This is a genomic window from Streptomyces sp. NPDC048600 (genome assembly GCF_055587025.1).
The window spans coordinates 99,976-113,364 of the sequence record NZ_JBVJGZ010000007.1; the positions used below are offsets into that span (position 1 = coordinate 99,976).

Here is a 13,389-nt window from a genome sequence, read left to right on the forward strand (position 1 = left end):
CGGCGAGGCTGTGGGTATCGGTGCCTGGGGGCGAAGAGGTCCGGCGTGGCGGTGGCGGAGGGCGGTCGGGAGAGCGGCAGGGAAGATCGGGGCGAAGGGGGTTGCGAGGGTGGCTTGTGATGTCCGAGGCGGCGTGGGGGGTCAGATGAAAGACACCTCAGATGAAAGACACCGACACCGAGCCGAGCGCTCCGAAGCGTGCCTCCGCCTTCTGACCGGTGCCGATGAAGGGAGCGGTGGTCATGGCGCCGGGCAGGATCACGTGTCCGGCTTCCAGTTGTTTGCCGAAGGCGGCGAGGGCGTTGGCCAGCCACGCGACTGCGGTGGCCGGGTCACCCAGGACCTCCTTGCTGCTGCCGGTCGCCACCTGGTTTCCGTCGATGAGCAGGTCCGCGCTGACCGCCGCGAGGTCGGGTGAGTGCTCCACCGGGGTCCAGGAGCCGCACACCAGTCCGGCGGAGCTGGCGTTGTCCGCGACGGTGTCGACCAGGGTGATCCGCCAGTCGCGGATGCGGCTGTCGACGATTTCCAGTGCGGGCGCGACCGCCCCGGTGGCGGCCAGTACGTCAGCGGTGGTCACGTCGGGGCCGCGCAGCGGCCGGGCGAGGCGGAAGCAGATCTCGGGTTCGACGCGTGGGGCGCAGTACCGGGCGGCGCGTACCGTGCCGCCGTCGCGGTGGACCATGTCGTCCAGCAGGTGCCCGAAGTCCGGCTCGTGCACTTTGAGGAGTTGCCGCATCGGGGCTGAGGTGAGACCGACCTTGTGGCCGATCACCGTCGCTCCGGCGGCGAGGCGGCGGGCGATGTTGTCCTGCTGGACGGCGTAGGCGTCGGCGAGATCGAGGTCGGGCCACGTGGTGGAGGGCGGTTCGACGGGTGCCGTGCGGTGTTCGGCCTCGCGCAGCAGCCGGGCGGCTTCCGTGCGGCGCCGGGCAGCCGCCGGCCTCATGCCTTGTTCCTCGCCGCCATGCGTGTCGCCGCGTCGTAGATCAGTTGGGCGTGCAGTTCGAACATCGTCACCAGGTCGACGGCGTCACCGTTGATCTCCCGCTGGACGAACAGTCCGTCGGCGCCCGCGACGGCGTAGGTCGTCAGGATCTGGACGGACTCCTCGTCGAGGCCCGGGACGAGTGTTTCGGCCATCTCGGCGATCTTCGCGCGTGCGATGTCGCGGACCTGGAGGAACACCGTGCGGCCGCGCGGTTCGGTGGGGCGCCGCTCCAGCGCGAGCATCAGCCCCAGGCGGAGGAAGTCGGGGGCGTCGATGAGTGACTTCGCCACGTTCCCTGCCGCGGCGGTGACCCGCTCGAGCGGGGTGCCGGTCTCGTCGCCGGGGAGTTCGAACGCGGCGAGCCAGGTGTCGAAGCTGCGCTCGATGACGGCGGCGATCAGGTCGTCCTTGTCCTTGAAGTGCCAGTAGATCGAGCTGGCGGGCAGTCCGCACGCGGCGCTGACGGCGGCGATCGACGTGCCTTCGTACCCCCGCTCGCCGGCGATCTCCACGGCGGCGTCGAGGATGCGCTGCCGCGACTCCACTCCGTTCGCGCGCTTCTTGCGGGTCGTCTGCGGCTTCGTCATGGCAGGTGCCCCTCCTGTTGGTGCGCTTCGTGCCGGCCACTTGACCGTCCCTGGCGACAAGCCTACCGTAGCACTCGTTCCAATTGGAGTGAACGCTACAGTAAGAGCCGTGCGACATGATCGACAGTGAGGTGGCCTGATGAGTGACACCAGGGCCGGGGCAGAGGCCGAAGACAGCGCCTACGACGTGGCGGTGATCGGTTACGGGCCCACGGGCGTGACCGCGGCGAATCTGCTGGGGGCCATGGGGCTGCGCGTCGTCGTCCTGGAACGGGACGCCGCGATCTTCACCCGTGCCCGGGCCATCTCCACCGACGAGGAGGTCGTCCGCATCTGGCAGCGGATCGGCCTGGCCGAGCGGCTCAAGCAGGACATGCTGACCGAGCGGGACGTGGACTTCGTCGACGCCGACGGCCGTACGTTTCTCAGCGCGCACCCCACCCCGCGCGGGCACGGTCACCCACCGCAGATGTTCATCTACCAGCCGGCGCTGGAGCAGGTCCTGCGTGACGGCGTCGACCGCTACCCGAACGTGAAGATCCTTCTGCGCCACGAGTGCCTGCGACTGCGCCAGGACGCCGACGGGGTGGAACTGACGGTCGTCGGCACCGCCGACGACTCCGTCCACCGCCTGCGCGCCTCGTACGTGATCGCGGCCGACGGCGGATCCAGCCTCACCCGCGCCCAGCTGAACATCGGCTACGAGGGCACGACGTACGAGGACCGCTGGGTGGTGATCGACACGAAGATGCTCAAGCCCTGGCCGGACCACGACAAGCTGCGCTTCCACTGCGACCCGGCCCGTCCGGCCGTGGACTGCCCGACCCCGCTCGGTCACCACCGGTGGGAGTTCCCGATCCTGCCCGGCGACGACGAGAAGCAGCTGACGACCGAGGGCGCCGTGTACCGGCTGCTGGCCCGGTACGGCATCTCCCGCGACAGCATCGACGTCCTGCGCACCACCGTCTACAGCCACCACGTGCGCTTCGCCACCCGCTTCCGCATGGGCCGGGTCTTCCTCGCCGGCGACGCCGCCCACGCCATGCCCCCGTGGATCGGCCAGGGCATGGCCGCCGGCGTGCGCGACGTCGCCAACCTCTGCTGGAAACTCGACGCCGTGCTGGGCGGCGAACTGCCCGAGAGCGTCCTCGACAGCTACGAGGCCGAGCGCAAGCCGCACGTCAAGGAGGTCACCAAGCGGGCGGTGTTCGTCGGCCGGATCATCACCGAACGCCGTCGGCCGGTCGCCCGCGTCCGCAACGGCGCCCTGCGCGTCCTGGACCGCATACCGCACTTCGGCGACTGGACACAGGACTCGCACTGGATCCCCGTCGCCCGCTACAAAGCCGGCCTGCAGGCCCGCCCCCGCACCAAGGCGACCGGCCACCAGATTCCCCAGCCCTGGGTCACCGGCCCCGACGGCACCCGTATCCGACTCGACGACGCGCTCGGCGGCCGATGGATCCTCCTGCACGCCGGCACCGCCGTCCCCCAGCCCGCCTGGAACCTCCCCGGCGTTTCCTCCCTGACCGTCACACCCGCCGGCTCCCGGCCGGCCGAGGGCACCCTCGTCGACAGCGACGGCGTCCTGCTGCCGTGGATGACCCGGCACGGCGCGGCCACGCTCGCTCTGCGCCCCGATGCCTATGTCTACGCGGCGGCCCCCGCCGGTGCTCCGCTTCCGCCGCCGCCCCGCGGCCTCACTCCGTCCACGACTCCGCGCCCGACCGCGTCCACCGCCCAGTGAGGACACCGGCATCATGACGACGACACCGACCGGCCTGCCGACGATGCAGGAGACGACGTACGACATCGGCGGAAGGAAGATCTTTGCCGCGGAGACCGGAGACGGCCCGCCGGTCCTGCTGCTGCACGGCGGAGGCCCCGGAGCCTCCGGCGTCTCCAACTACGCGCGCAACATAACGGAGTTGGCCAAGGAATACCGGGTCATCGTGCCCGACCTGCCCGGCTACGGCCGCAGCACCAAGGGCATCGACGGCAGCGACCCCTTCGGCTACCTGGCCGACGGCATTCGCGGCCTGATCGACGAACTGGGCCTGGACAAGGCGCATCTGGTCGGCAACTCCTACGGCGGCGCCTGCGCCCTGCGCCTGGCCCTGGACACCCCGGACCGGGTCGATCGCATGGTCCTGATGGGCCCCGGCGGGATCGGCACCACCCGCGCCCTGCCCACCCCAGGCCTCAACAGCCTGCTGAACTACTACTCCGGCGACGGACCCTCGCGGCAGAAGCTGGAGAAGTTCATCCGCAACCATCTCGTCTTCAACGCCGCCGACGTCCCGGACGCCGCGATCGACGAGCGCTACCGGGCCAGCATCGATCCGGAAGTGATCGCCTCACCGCCGCTGCAACGGCCGTCCGGGCCCAACGCCCTGCGGACCGTGTGGAAGATGGACTTCACCCGTGACGCGCGCCTGTCCCGGCTGCCGGTGCCCACGCTGGTGCTGTGGGGGGCGCAGGACAGGGTCAACCGGCCGTCCGGCGGCCGGATGCTCGCCGAGCGCATGCCCAACTGCGACCTGTACCTGGTCGCCAACACCGGCCACTGGGTCCAGTTCGAACGTGCGGAGCTCTTCAACCGGCTGTGCGCCGAGTTCCTGGCGGGCCGCCGATGAACACCGCAGCGACCAACGCGGCCTCCGTCTTCGGCGCCGTCCACCTCGGCTACATCGTCATCGAGACCAACCGCTTCGCCGACTGGCGCCGCTTCGGCACCGACGCCATCGGCATGCACCACGACACCCTCTCCCGCGACCTGATGCGCTTCCGCCTCGACGACCAGGAATGCCGCTTCCTGATCAGGCGCGGCCCCGCCGAGGACGTCGTCGCCACCGGCTGGCACATCGACGACCACACCTCCTTCGAGCAGATCGAGGCCCGTATCCGCGCCCACGGCGTCCCCGTCGTCCGGGGTTCCGACGAGGAGGCCGCCCTGCGCGGCGTGGAACGCCTCCTGCGTTTCCCCGGCCCCAAGGGCATCACCCAGGAGATCTACACCACCCCGGTGATGTCGGCCGAACCGCTGCGCATGCTCGCGTCCGGATTCGTCACCGGCGACTCCGGCATGGGACACATCGCGCTGACCTCCACCAAGCCCACGCAGATCCGCGGCTACTTCAACACCGTCTTCGACGCCCGCCTGACCGACTACATCGACGAGACCATCAGCGGTGTCAAACTCAAGATCCGCTTCCTGCGCGTCAACGAACGACACCACTCCATCGCAGTGGCCGCCACCCGCGGGCTGCCCATCGACCCGATCCGCACCCGCGTCCAGCACCTCAACATCCAGGCCGCCACCCTGGACGACGTCGCCCAGAGCTACCAGCGGGTGCACGAACTCGGCTTCGACATGGCCCTGTCGGTCGGCCAGCACACCAACGACAAGGAACTCTCCTACTACGCCCGCACCCCCTCGGGCTTCGAGTGGGAAGTCGGCTGGAACCCCATCGTCGTCGACGAGAGCACCTGGGAACCCACCACCCACCAAGGCATCAGCATCTGGGGCCACCTCCCCGTCGGCCAGACCATCGTCGACAAGCTCGCCCAGTTCCGTGCCGGCGCCCGCTCCCTGGCGCACCCCGAGAACACGGTGCCCGCCCTCAGCGGTGCAGGCATCGCCGACGGCTGACCCGGGACGGTCACCCCGCCGCCCGGCGGGGTGACCGTACTCGCTCGATCCACGGCAGCGCGGCGCAACACCGCCGCCGGCCCTCTCGCCCGGTCACACATCCGTAGCACCGGGGTTTTCCACAGGCACCCGGCCTCACGGCCCGATCACGGCGAACTCTCGCGGTCCCGGCAATCCCGGAACGCCCGCGGTTCCGCTTGCCCATCCGTCGCCGTCCCGCACTGCTCGGCCCGTCCGGCACACCGCTCGCCGTGCTTCCCGTCACGGCATGCCAGAAACCGTGATGCCTCAGGCCCCGGTGAGTGACCGTCAACCTCGCGAGAGGACCCCGACTCATGTCCGTCCCGCCCCCCAGGCCCGGCAGCGGGCCCCCGCCGGACGACCGCCCCCATGAGGCTGTCGCGAGCGCCCGGCAGCAACTGCCTCGCACGCTGTCCGGCGCGCGTCGGCCGTTCCTGGCGGTCAACGGTGCCGCCTTCCTGATCACCGCATGGCTGTCCGGCACTGCCGGCGAGCTGTTCGCCACCCGTCTGACGAGCAGGATGCCCCTGGGCGTCGCGCTCGGCGCTCTGCAACTGGCCGTACTGCTGCTGACCTCATGGCGGTACGACCGCACGCTCCGTCGCCACGCCGATCCACTCGCTGACCTGATGCGGCGTCATACCGAACTCGTGCACTCACCACCGCCTCAGCCGGGCCCGGCCGAGGCCATGTCCCGATGGCCGTACCCGTCACAGGGGAGACAGCGATGACCGAGCTGTCGCTCGCCGCAGGGCTCACGCCGTTCTCGGGCAGTTCCGACGACCGGGCGATGGTGCTGACCGCCTTCATGGCATTCATCGTCCTGTCCCTTCTGCTGTGCGTTCTGGCCGGTCCGGACGGCGACACCACGGCCGACTTCTACATCGGCAACCGGTCACTGACGCCGGTGCAGAACGCGCTGGCGCTCACCGGGGACTACATTTCGGCCGCCACACTCCTGGGCGTGTCCGGCCTGGTGGCCGTGGCCGGATACGACGGCATCTCCCTGGCAGTCAGCAGCTGCCTGGCCGTCGGGGTGTTCCTGCTCCTCGCCGGTCCGCTGCGCAATGCCGGCCGCTACACCCTGGGCGACATACTCGCGCTGCGGTCGCCGGGTTCGTCGTCCCGTATCGCTGCCGCCACGGCCACCCTGGCCGTCTGCCTGCCCTTCCTCGTCCTGCAACTGGCCGGAGCCGGCAGTGCCACGGCACTGCTGCTCGGACTGACCAGTCTGGGAGCGGAACAGGTGTGCACCGTCTTCGTCGGAGTGCTGATGACCGGCTTCACGGTGCTCGGCGGCATGAGAGGGACGAGTCTCGTCCAGATCGTCAAGGTGGCCGTGGTGTTCACCACCATGGTGCTCCTCGCCCTTCTGGTCCTGCGGCACCACGACTTCGACCCGGGCGCCCTGCTGACCGCGGCCGAGCAGGGGAGCGGGCTGCACGACCGCTACTTCGAACCCGGTCACGCCGCAGGGGACAGCGCGGTCGGCCGCCTCGACTTCCTGAGCCTGCAACTGTCCGTCGTCCTGGGCGGCGCGTGCATGCCGCACGTCCTGATGAGGATCAACTCGGCCGCCGACGGCGCCACCGCCCGCCGGGCGACCCGCTACGCCGTCGCCGTCATGGCCGTCTTCTTCCTCTGCGTCGTCATCGCGGGACTCGGTGCCGCCGGTGTGGTGGGAGGCCAGAAGATCCGTGCCGTCGACAGCAGCGGCCAGACGGCCCTTCTCCTCCTGGCCGGGGAACTGGGGGGCGGCACCTCGGGACTCGCGGGCAGCGTGCTGTACACCGCTGTCGCGTGCTCCGTCTTCGTCACCGTACTGGCCGTGGTCGCCGGCATCGCACTGAGCGCCGCGGCCGCCCTGGCGCACGACGTGCACGCGCACGTGACACGCAGGGGTCGTCTGTCCGAGCGTCGGGAAGTCCGGTCGGCCAGATGGGCCGTAGGCGCCGTGGGCGGGCTCGGCATCTTCCTGGCGGCAGCGGCCCAGGGACGGAACCTGCAGTCCCTGACCTATCTCGCACTCACTCTCGCCGCCTCCACGGTCCTGCCCGCCTGCCTGTACGGACTGTTCTGGAGCCGGTACAGCCGGACCGGGCTGCTGTGGACCGTATACGGCGGTGTCCTGTGCACCTCCGCCCTGTACGTCTGCTCCCTCTCCTTCTCAGGCACGCCCGCCTCGCTCCTGCCGGGACACGATGTCCACCTCATCGGGCTCCAGTCGACCGCTGTGATCGCCGTTCCCGCGGGATTCCTGCTCGGGTGGGCGGGCAGCCTCGCCGGACAGCGCGCACGGCCCGCAGAAGAAGCCGGGACGGACCCCCGATGGCGTGAACGGGTTCTCGTCGGAGCGCGAGAGGAGTGACCTGTGCCGCGCGGCCCGGCGGTCCGACCGGGCCGTGGCACCCGCCGCGCACTCACTCACAGCAACAGACAAGGCCCCGTCGCTGAGCCCCGCTCAGTTTCCCCCGCTGGCCCCTATCCTCGCGGCCAGCGCGGGAAACTGAGCCAGCGCGTTGGACCGCTCGACGACCAGTCGCTCGGCAGGCGAGAAGGTCTCGTCCAGCTGCGGTGCGGGGTCTCCTGCCGCCGGAAACAAGGCGCTGGTGAACGGCCAGTCCGTGGCGAAGAGAATGTGCTCGGTTCCGGCCAGTTCGCGCACGGATTTCATCGCCTGGGGAGCCGGGGACAGGGCGGTGTCGTAGAAGAGCTTGCGGAAGTACGGGCTGCTGTCGTCCAGCCCGGCGGCCCCTGCCTGCTGCGCGATCGCAGGGGTGAGGGTCAGCAGGCTGGTGCGGTAGGAGATGTACGGCAGGGTGCCGCCGGCGTGCGCGGCCAGCCACCGGATGCGTGGGTACTGCTGGTAGACGCCCCTGTAGAGCATGTTGACCAGTGCGCGGGTGGTGTCGAACGTGAACTCGTACAAGAACGGCGGCAACCCGAGGTCCGGGTAGCCCTGCGGGGTCACGGGGTGGATGAACACCATGGCGCCCAGGTCGTCGAGCGCCTTCATCAGCGGTGCGAACACGGGATCACCCAGGTACTTTCCGCCGTAGCTGCTGAAGACGCCTATGCCGTCCATCTTCAGGTCCCGCATCGCCCGTCTGGCCTCGGTGACGGCGTGGGAGACGTCCTGCTCGTCGACGGTGCCGCCCAGGGGGAGGACGGCGAATCCGCCGAAGCGTCCCTTCAGGCGTGCGGACGTGCTGTGGATCAGATCCCGGCTCGTGTAGGTGTTCAGACGCTGTGCCATCGCCACCCGGTCCTTCGCGGAGGACAGGTGGGTGACGCCCGGCTCGGAGACGGAGACCACCTGGGTCGCGATGCCGTATCGGTTCATGAAGTCGACCGCGAGGGTCGGGCTCCACGCGGGGACCGGCACGCCTCCGATCTCGGTGATGCCGTGCGCCGCCAGGGACTGGCGGTAGAAGTCCGGGATCAGGTGGCAGTGCACGTCGATGCGGTCTCTGCTGCGGTGTGCCGGAGCGTCCGAGGAGGGGCTGCCGGTCGCGCTCGCCGGCTCGGTGCCGAGGGCTGCCGCGGTGGCTGCCAGCGGCAATGCCGCCTTGAGCAGTCCGCGCCGCCTCATGCCGCGTGAGTCGGGTTGTCCAGTAGCAGCCATGAAAAACACCTCACCGAAGGAGCGAAAGGAGAAGAAGGTACGTCCGCTGGAGGTCCACGCGGACACCTGGAAGCCACAGACGGCCGGCGCAGCGGCAGCCGCGCCGACGTTCTTGTAGTGATCACTACAGTGACTGGAATGATCGCTACGGTAAGAGGGGTGGAGGTGGCCGTCAAGGATCGCGGCAGTGGAGATTCGCGGACGTGGGGGACTACCCCGGTCCGCCCGCCGCCCACGGGCCGGTCGTCCGGTGCCGGCTCAGGAAGAGGTTCCGGCCACCGTTGCGCCGCCCGAGCGCAGCACGCGGGACAAGCCCAGAGCAGCTGTCCGCACGGCGGGCGCCAGTTGGGCGGGGTGGAACCGGCCGAGGGGCACGGCGACGGACAGGGCGGCCACCGCCGTCGGTCCGTCGAAGACGGGCGAGGCGATGCAGCTGACGCCGAGGGCGGCCTCCTGCTCCTCGTATGCGAGACCGGAGACCTGGATCTGCTCCACGGCGGTGCGCAGCCGCGCGGGGTCGGTGACCGAGTGCGGGGTGAGCCGGGGCAGGGGCCCGGCCAGTACCTCGTCCGTCAGGTCGGGGCCGGAGAAGGCCAGCAGCGCCTTGCCGACGCCTGTGCAGGTCAGGGGAAGCCGTCCCCCGATGCGCGAGGGCAGTGTCAGGGTCTGGTGGCCGTGGATCCGCTCGATGTAGACCACGTCGTGCCCCTCCCGAATGCCGAGGTGCACGGTCTCGTGGGTGGCCTCGAAGAGGTCCTGGAGGAACGGCAGCGCCGCCTCCCGCAGGTCGAGCCGGCGCGGTACCAGTGAGCCCAGCTCGAAGAGCTTGCCGCCGAGCCGGTAGGTCGCGCCGTGACGCTCGAGCATGCCGAGGCGCACCAGGTCGGCGCAGAGGCGGAACGCGGTCGTCTTGGCCATTCCCGTGCGAGCGGCGATTTCTGTCAGACGGAACGCACCGCCGCCCGGGCGGTAGCAGTCGAGGACGGCAGCCGCCTTGTCGAGCATGTTCCCCTGCGCGCTGTTCCGTGTCATGGAACGTATTTTGCCGCTGCTCGGACCGTACGCCTATACCTGCTCGTGGATCGACGGACGGCCGGCGCCGCCTCTCCGACAGCCCCGACACTCTCCGCACGGAGGTAACCCGCATGTTCGCTCCGCACCGCAGCACCAGTCCCCGCCGGGGGCGACCGTGAGCCCTTACCAGCACGCCGACGCCGTGACCCAGGTGGCAGCCGTCCTGGAGGAGGCCGCCCGCATCGGCGTCCCGTGCGCCCCCGTGCGCTCGCTCCTGCACGAGGCGGACATCGCAGCCGCGTACGCCGTGCAGCGCCTGCACGTGGACCGCGGGGTCTCCGTCGGGCGGCGGCTGGTGGGCCGCAAGATCGGCCTGACGTCACCCGCCGTGCAGCGGCAACTCGGCGTGGACCAGCCGGACTTCGGCGCACTGTTCGCCGACATGGCGGTGCCCGAGGGACAGCCGATCGCCCCCGGCCGACTCCTCCAGCCGAAGGTAGAGGCCGAGGTCGCCCTGGTACTGGGCACGGACCTGCCGCATCGCGACCCGACCGTCGCCGACCTGCTGCGCGCCACGTCGTTCGCGCTGCCCGCGCTGGAGATCGTCGACAGCCGCATCGCCGGCTGGGACATCACCATCGTCGACACCGTCGCCGACAACGCCTCCTGCGGTCTGTACGTCCTCGGCGGCACCCCCGTTCCCCTGGGCCGCGTCGACCTGCGGGCCGTGACGATGACCCTCACCAAGAACGGCGAGACGGTCTCCGAGGGCACCGGCGCCGACTGCCTGGGCAGCCCCCTCACCGCCGCCCTCTGGCTCGCCTCCACCCTCGCCGGGCTCGGCGACCCGCTGCGGGCCGGCGACATCGTCCTGACCGGCGCGCTCGGCCCGATGGCCGTCGCCGCCGAGGGCGACGAGTTCACCGCGCACATCGAAGGGCTCGGCACGGTCACGACCACGTTCGCGTCCGCCGCCACGGAAGGAGCCGGAGCATGAGCACGAAGGTCGCCGTCATCGGGTCGGGCAACATCGGCACCGACCTGATGATCAAAGTTCTGCGGCTCTCAGAATCCCTGGAGATCGCCGCGATGGCCGGGATCGATCCCGAATCCGACGGCCTGGCACGCGCCCGTCGCCTGAAGGTCGCCACCACCCACGAGGGCGTCGACGGCCTGGTGAAACTGGACGAGTTCGCGGACATCGAGATCGTCTTCGACGCCACCTCGGCCGGTGCGCACCGCCGCCACGACGAGGTGCTGCGCTCGCTGGGCCGCAGGGTCGTGGACCTGACGCCCGCCGCGCTCGGCCCGTATGTCGTCCCGCCGGTCAACGGCGACGACCACCTTGGCGCACCGAACGTCAACATGGTCACCTGCGGCGGCCAGGCCACCATTCCGATCGTGGCCGCCGTCGCAGCCGTGACACCCGTCCACTACGGCGAGATCGTCGCCTCGATCTCCTCCCGCTCGGCCGGCCCCGGCACCCGGGCCAACATCGACGAGTTCACCGAGACGACCTCCTCGGCCATCGAGAAGGTGGGCGGCGCCGCCCGGGGCAAGGCGATCATCGTCCTGAACCCGGCCGAACCCCCGCTGATCATGCGCGACACCGTGTACTGCCTGGTCGGCGAGTGCGACGACGCCGCGGTGACCGCCTCGGTGGAGGACATGGTCGCCCGGGTCCAGGCGTACGTGCCCGGATACCGCCTCAAGCAGAAGGTCCAGTTCGAGCGCGTCGCCGACGACGACCCCCTGCGCTCGCTGCTGCCCGCCGGCACGCGGTCCGCCGACGCCGCGAAGGTCTCGGTGTTCCTGGAGGTCGAGGGCGCCGCCCACTACCTGCCCGCCTACGCCGGCAACCTCGACATCATGACCTCGGCCGCCCTGCGCACCGCCGAACGCATGGCCGCCGCGCAGCCCCTCACGGAGGTGCTCTCCCGATGACCGCGAACCAGCCCCCCGATCTGTATGTGCAGGACGTGACCCTGCGGGACGGCATGCACGCCGTACGCCACCGCTACACCGTCGACCAGGCCCGCACCATCGCCGCCGCACTCGACGACGCCGGGGTCGCCGCGATCGAAGTCGCCCACGGCGACGGCCTGTCCGGCTCCAGCATCACCTACGGCGTCGGTGCGCACACCGACTGGGAGTGGATCGAAGCCGTCTGCGGCAGCGTCCACCACGCGGTGCCCACCACACTGCTCCTGCCCGGCATCGGCACCCTGCACGACCTGCGCCAGGCCCACACGCTCGGCATCCGCTCGGTCCGCGTGGCCACCCACTGCACCGAGGCCGACATCTCCGCCCAGCACATCGCGGCAGCCCGCGACCTGGGCATGGACGTGGCCGGGTTCCTGATGATGTCCCACATGGCCGACCCTGCTGAACTGGCCCGCCAGGCCAAGCTGATGGAGTCCTACGGAGCCCGCTGCGTCTACGTCACCGACTCCGGCGGCCGCCTGACCATGGACGGCGTCCGCGACCGCGTCCGCGCCTACCGCGATGTCCTCGACCCGGACACCGCGATCGGCATTCACGCCCACCACAACCTCGGCCTGGGTGTCGCCAACTCCGTCGTCGCCGTCGAGAACGGCGTCACCCGCGTCGACGCCTCCCTCGCCGGCCAGGGTGCCGGAGCCGGAAACTGCCCGCTGGAGGCGTTCATCGCGGTCGCCGACCTGATGGGCTGGGAGCACGGCTGTGACCTCTTCCCCCTGATGGACGCCGCCGACGACGTCGTACGCCCCCTGCAGGACCGCGAGGTCCGCGTCGACCGCGAGACCCTCACCCTCGGCTACGCGGGCGTGTACTCCAGCTTCCTGCGCCATGCCGAGGCCGCCGCTCGCCGGCACGGCCTCGACACCCGCGCGATCCTCGTCGAGGTCGGCCGGCGCGGGATGGTCGGCGGTCAGGAGGACATGATCACGGACATCGCCCTCGACCTCGCGGCGGCCGACTCGGTCGGCTGACCGGGAGCGTGCCTTCTGCGAGGCTCCGGTTCCTCAGGAACAGGGACCGGCGAGTTGAGCCGGGCCTGGACGTGCGGCGGTCGTCCGTGACGTGGTGGCCGCCTCGGCGGCTTTCCGGTCCAGCGGCGGCGGGCCGGCCCCTGCGCCCACCAGGGCTACAGCGCACATTGCCGCCAGGAGCACCCGGCCCGGCCGGGTGCCTGCGACGGCGCGACGGCTGGGATGGGCGGGGCCTCTCCTGATCGCACGGGGCGGTACCCGTCACTCAGGGCGCGGGCCCGCCGTATCCACACCTGCCGCTGGGTGTTGGATGACGGCGTCGGGGAGCATGACCAGCGCGGTCGTACCGCCGGAGTCGGAGGGGCGGAGCTGGACGCGGATGCCGTGGCGTAAGGACAGCCGACCGGCGGGGGAGGAGGCCGGGCCGTGCGCCGGAGCGCTGCGAAACAGGTGACGCCAGCACCGGGCGGTCGGGGGCCTGGTGGTGCCGGTGGACCGCATCCCTGCCGTGGCGGTCTCTTGCGTGT

Annotated in this window: 12 protein-coding genes; 8 read left to right on the plus strand and 4 right to left on the minus strand. The window is 70.7% G+C overall.

The window, feature by feature from the left end; translation table 11 throughout:
- Nucleotides 1–157: 157 nt before the first annotated feature.
- A complete protein-coding gene (locus tag ACZ6SQ_RS12015) occupies nucleotides 158–949 on the minus strand; it encodes a 2-keto-4-pentenoate hydratase (RefSeq protein ID WP_469559791.1) in 792 nt (263 codons plus the stop codon).
- A complete protein-coding gene (locus ACZ6SQ_RS12020) occupies nucleotides 946–1,578 on the minus strand; it encodes a TetR/AcrR family transcriptional regulator (protein WP_469559794.1) in 633 nt (210 codons plus the stop codon). The genes ACZ6SQ_RS12015 and ACZ6SQ_RS12020 overlap by 4 nt, the downstream gene beginning before the upstream one ends.
- Before the next feature lie 139 nt (nucleotides 1,579–1,717).
- Here ACZ6SQ_RS12020 and ACZ6SQ_RS12025 point away from each other — a divergent pair, with 139 nt between their 5' ends.
- The 5 genes from ACZ6SQ_RS12025 (at nucleotide 1,718) to ACZ6SQ_RS12045 (ending at nucleotide 7,619) form a co-directional block, all read left to right on the plus strand.
- Nucleotides 1,718–3,325, plus strand: a complete 1,608-nt coding sequence (locus ACZ6SQ_RS12025; protein WP_469559797.1) for a bifunctional 3-(3-hydroxy-phenyl)propionate/3-hydroxycinnamic acid hydroxylase — start codon at nucleotides 1,718–1,720, stop codon at nucleotides 3,323–3,325.
- A gap of 13 nt (nucleotides 3,326–3,338) precedes the next feature.
- The gene (locus ACZ6SQ_RS12030) at nucleotides 3,339–4,214 is read left to right on the plus strand and encodes an alpha/beta fold hydrolase (protein WP_469559800.1); all 876 of its coding nucleotides are present in this window, start codon (nucleotides 3,339–3,341) and stop codon (nucleotides 4,212–4,214) included.
- Nucleotides 4,211–5,230: a VOC family protein gene (locus ACZ6SQ_RS12035; protein WP_469559802.1), complete on the plus strand. Its 1,020-nt coding sequence runs from the start codon at nucleotides 4,211–4,213 to the stop codon at nucleotides 5,228–5,230. The genes ACZ6SQ_RS12030 and ACZ6SQ_RS12035 overlap by 4 nt, the downstream gene beginning before the upstream one ends.
- A 335-nt stretch (nucleotides 5,231–5,565) precedes the next feature.
- The gene (locus tag ACZ6SQ_RS12040; RefSeq protein WP_469559804.1) at nucleotides 5,566–5,982 is read left to right on the plus strand and encodes a DUF485 domain-containing protein; all 417 of its coding nucleotides are present in this window, start codon (nucleotides 5,566–5,568) and stop codon (nucleotides 5,980–5,982) included.
- On the plus strand, nucleotides 5,979–7,619 hold the full coding sequence (locus ACZ6SQ_RS12045) for a sodium/solute symporter (RefSeq protein WP_469559808.1): 1,641 nt from the start codon (nucleotides 5,979–5,981) through the stop codon (nucleotides 7,617–7,619). Before ACZ6SQ_RS12040 ends, ACZ6SQ_RS12045 begins: the two co-directional genes overlap by 4 nt.
- Nucleotides 7,620–7,712: 93 nt before the next feature.
- On the opposite strand, the gene ACZ6SQ_RS12050 is transcribed toward ACZ6SQ_RS12045, so the two are convergent.
- Together ACZ6SQ_RS12050 and ACZ6SQ_RS12055 are read right to left on the minus strand one after the other, a co-directional pair.
- The gene (locus tag ACZ6SQ_RS12050) at nucleotides 7,713–8,876 is read right to left on the minus strand and encodes an amidohydrolase family protein (RefSeq protein ID WP_469559810.1); all 1,164 of its coding nucleotides are present in this window, start codon (nucleotides 8,874–8,876) and stop codon (nucleotides 7,713–7,715) included.
- A 258-nt stretch (nucleotides 8,877–9,134) separates the two neighbouring features.
- Nucleotides 9,135–9,881: an IclR family transcriptional regulator gene (locus ACZ6SQ_RS12055; protein WP_469560250.1), complete on the minus strand. Its 747-nt coding sequence runs from the start codon at nucleotides 9,879–9,881 to the stop codon at nucleotides 9,135–9,137.
- 184 nt (nucleotides 9,882–10,065) lie between these two features.
- On the opposite strand from ACZ6SQ_RS12055, the gene mhpD reads away from it, so the two are divergent.
- From mhpD to dmpG, 3 genes are read left to right on the plus strand one after another with little or no spacing between them, the layout of a single operon-like run.
- A complete protein-coding gene (gene mhpD / locus ACZ6SQ_RS12060; protein WP_469559813.1) occupies nucleotides 10,066–10,887 on the plus strand; it encodes a 2-keto-4-pentenoate hydratase in 822 nt (273 codons plus the stop codon).
- Nucleotides 10,884–11,834 (plus strand): acetaldehyde dehydrogenase (acetylating), encoded by a 951-nt coding sequence (locus ACZ6SQ_RS12065; protein ID WP_469559815.1) that lies wholly within the window; start codon nucleotides 10,884–10,886, stop codon nucleotides 11,832–11,834. The genes mhpD and ACZ6SQ_RS12065 overlap by 4 nt, the downstream gene beginning before the upstream one ends.
- Nucleotides 11,831–12,862 (plus strand): 4-hydroxy-2-oxovalerate aldolase, encoded by a 1,032-nt coding sequence (dmpG, locus tag ACZ6SQ_RS12070; RefSeq protein ID WP_469559818.1) that lies wholly within the window; start codon nucleotides 11,831–11,833, stop codon nucleotides 12,860–12,862. The genes ACZ6SQ_RS12065 and dmpG overlap by 4 nt, the downstream gene beginning before the upstream one ends.
- Nucleotides 12,863–13,389 lie beyond the last annotated feature (527 nt).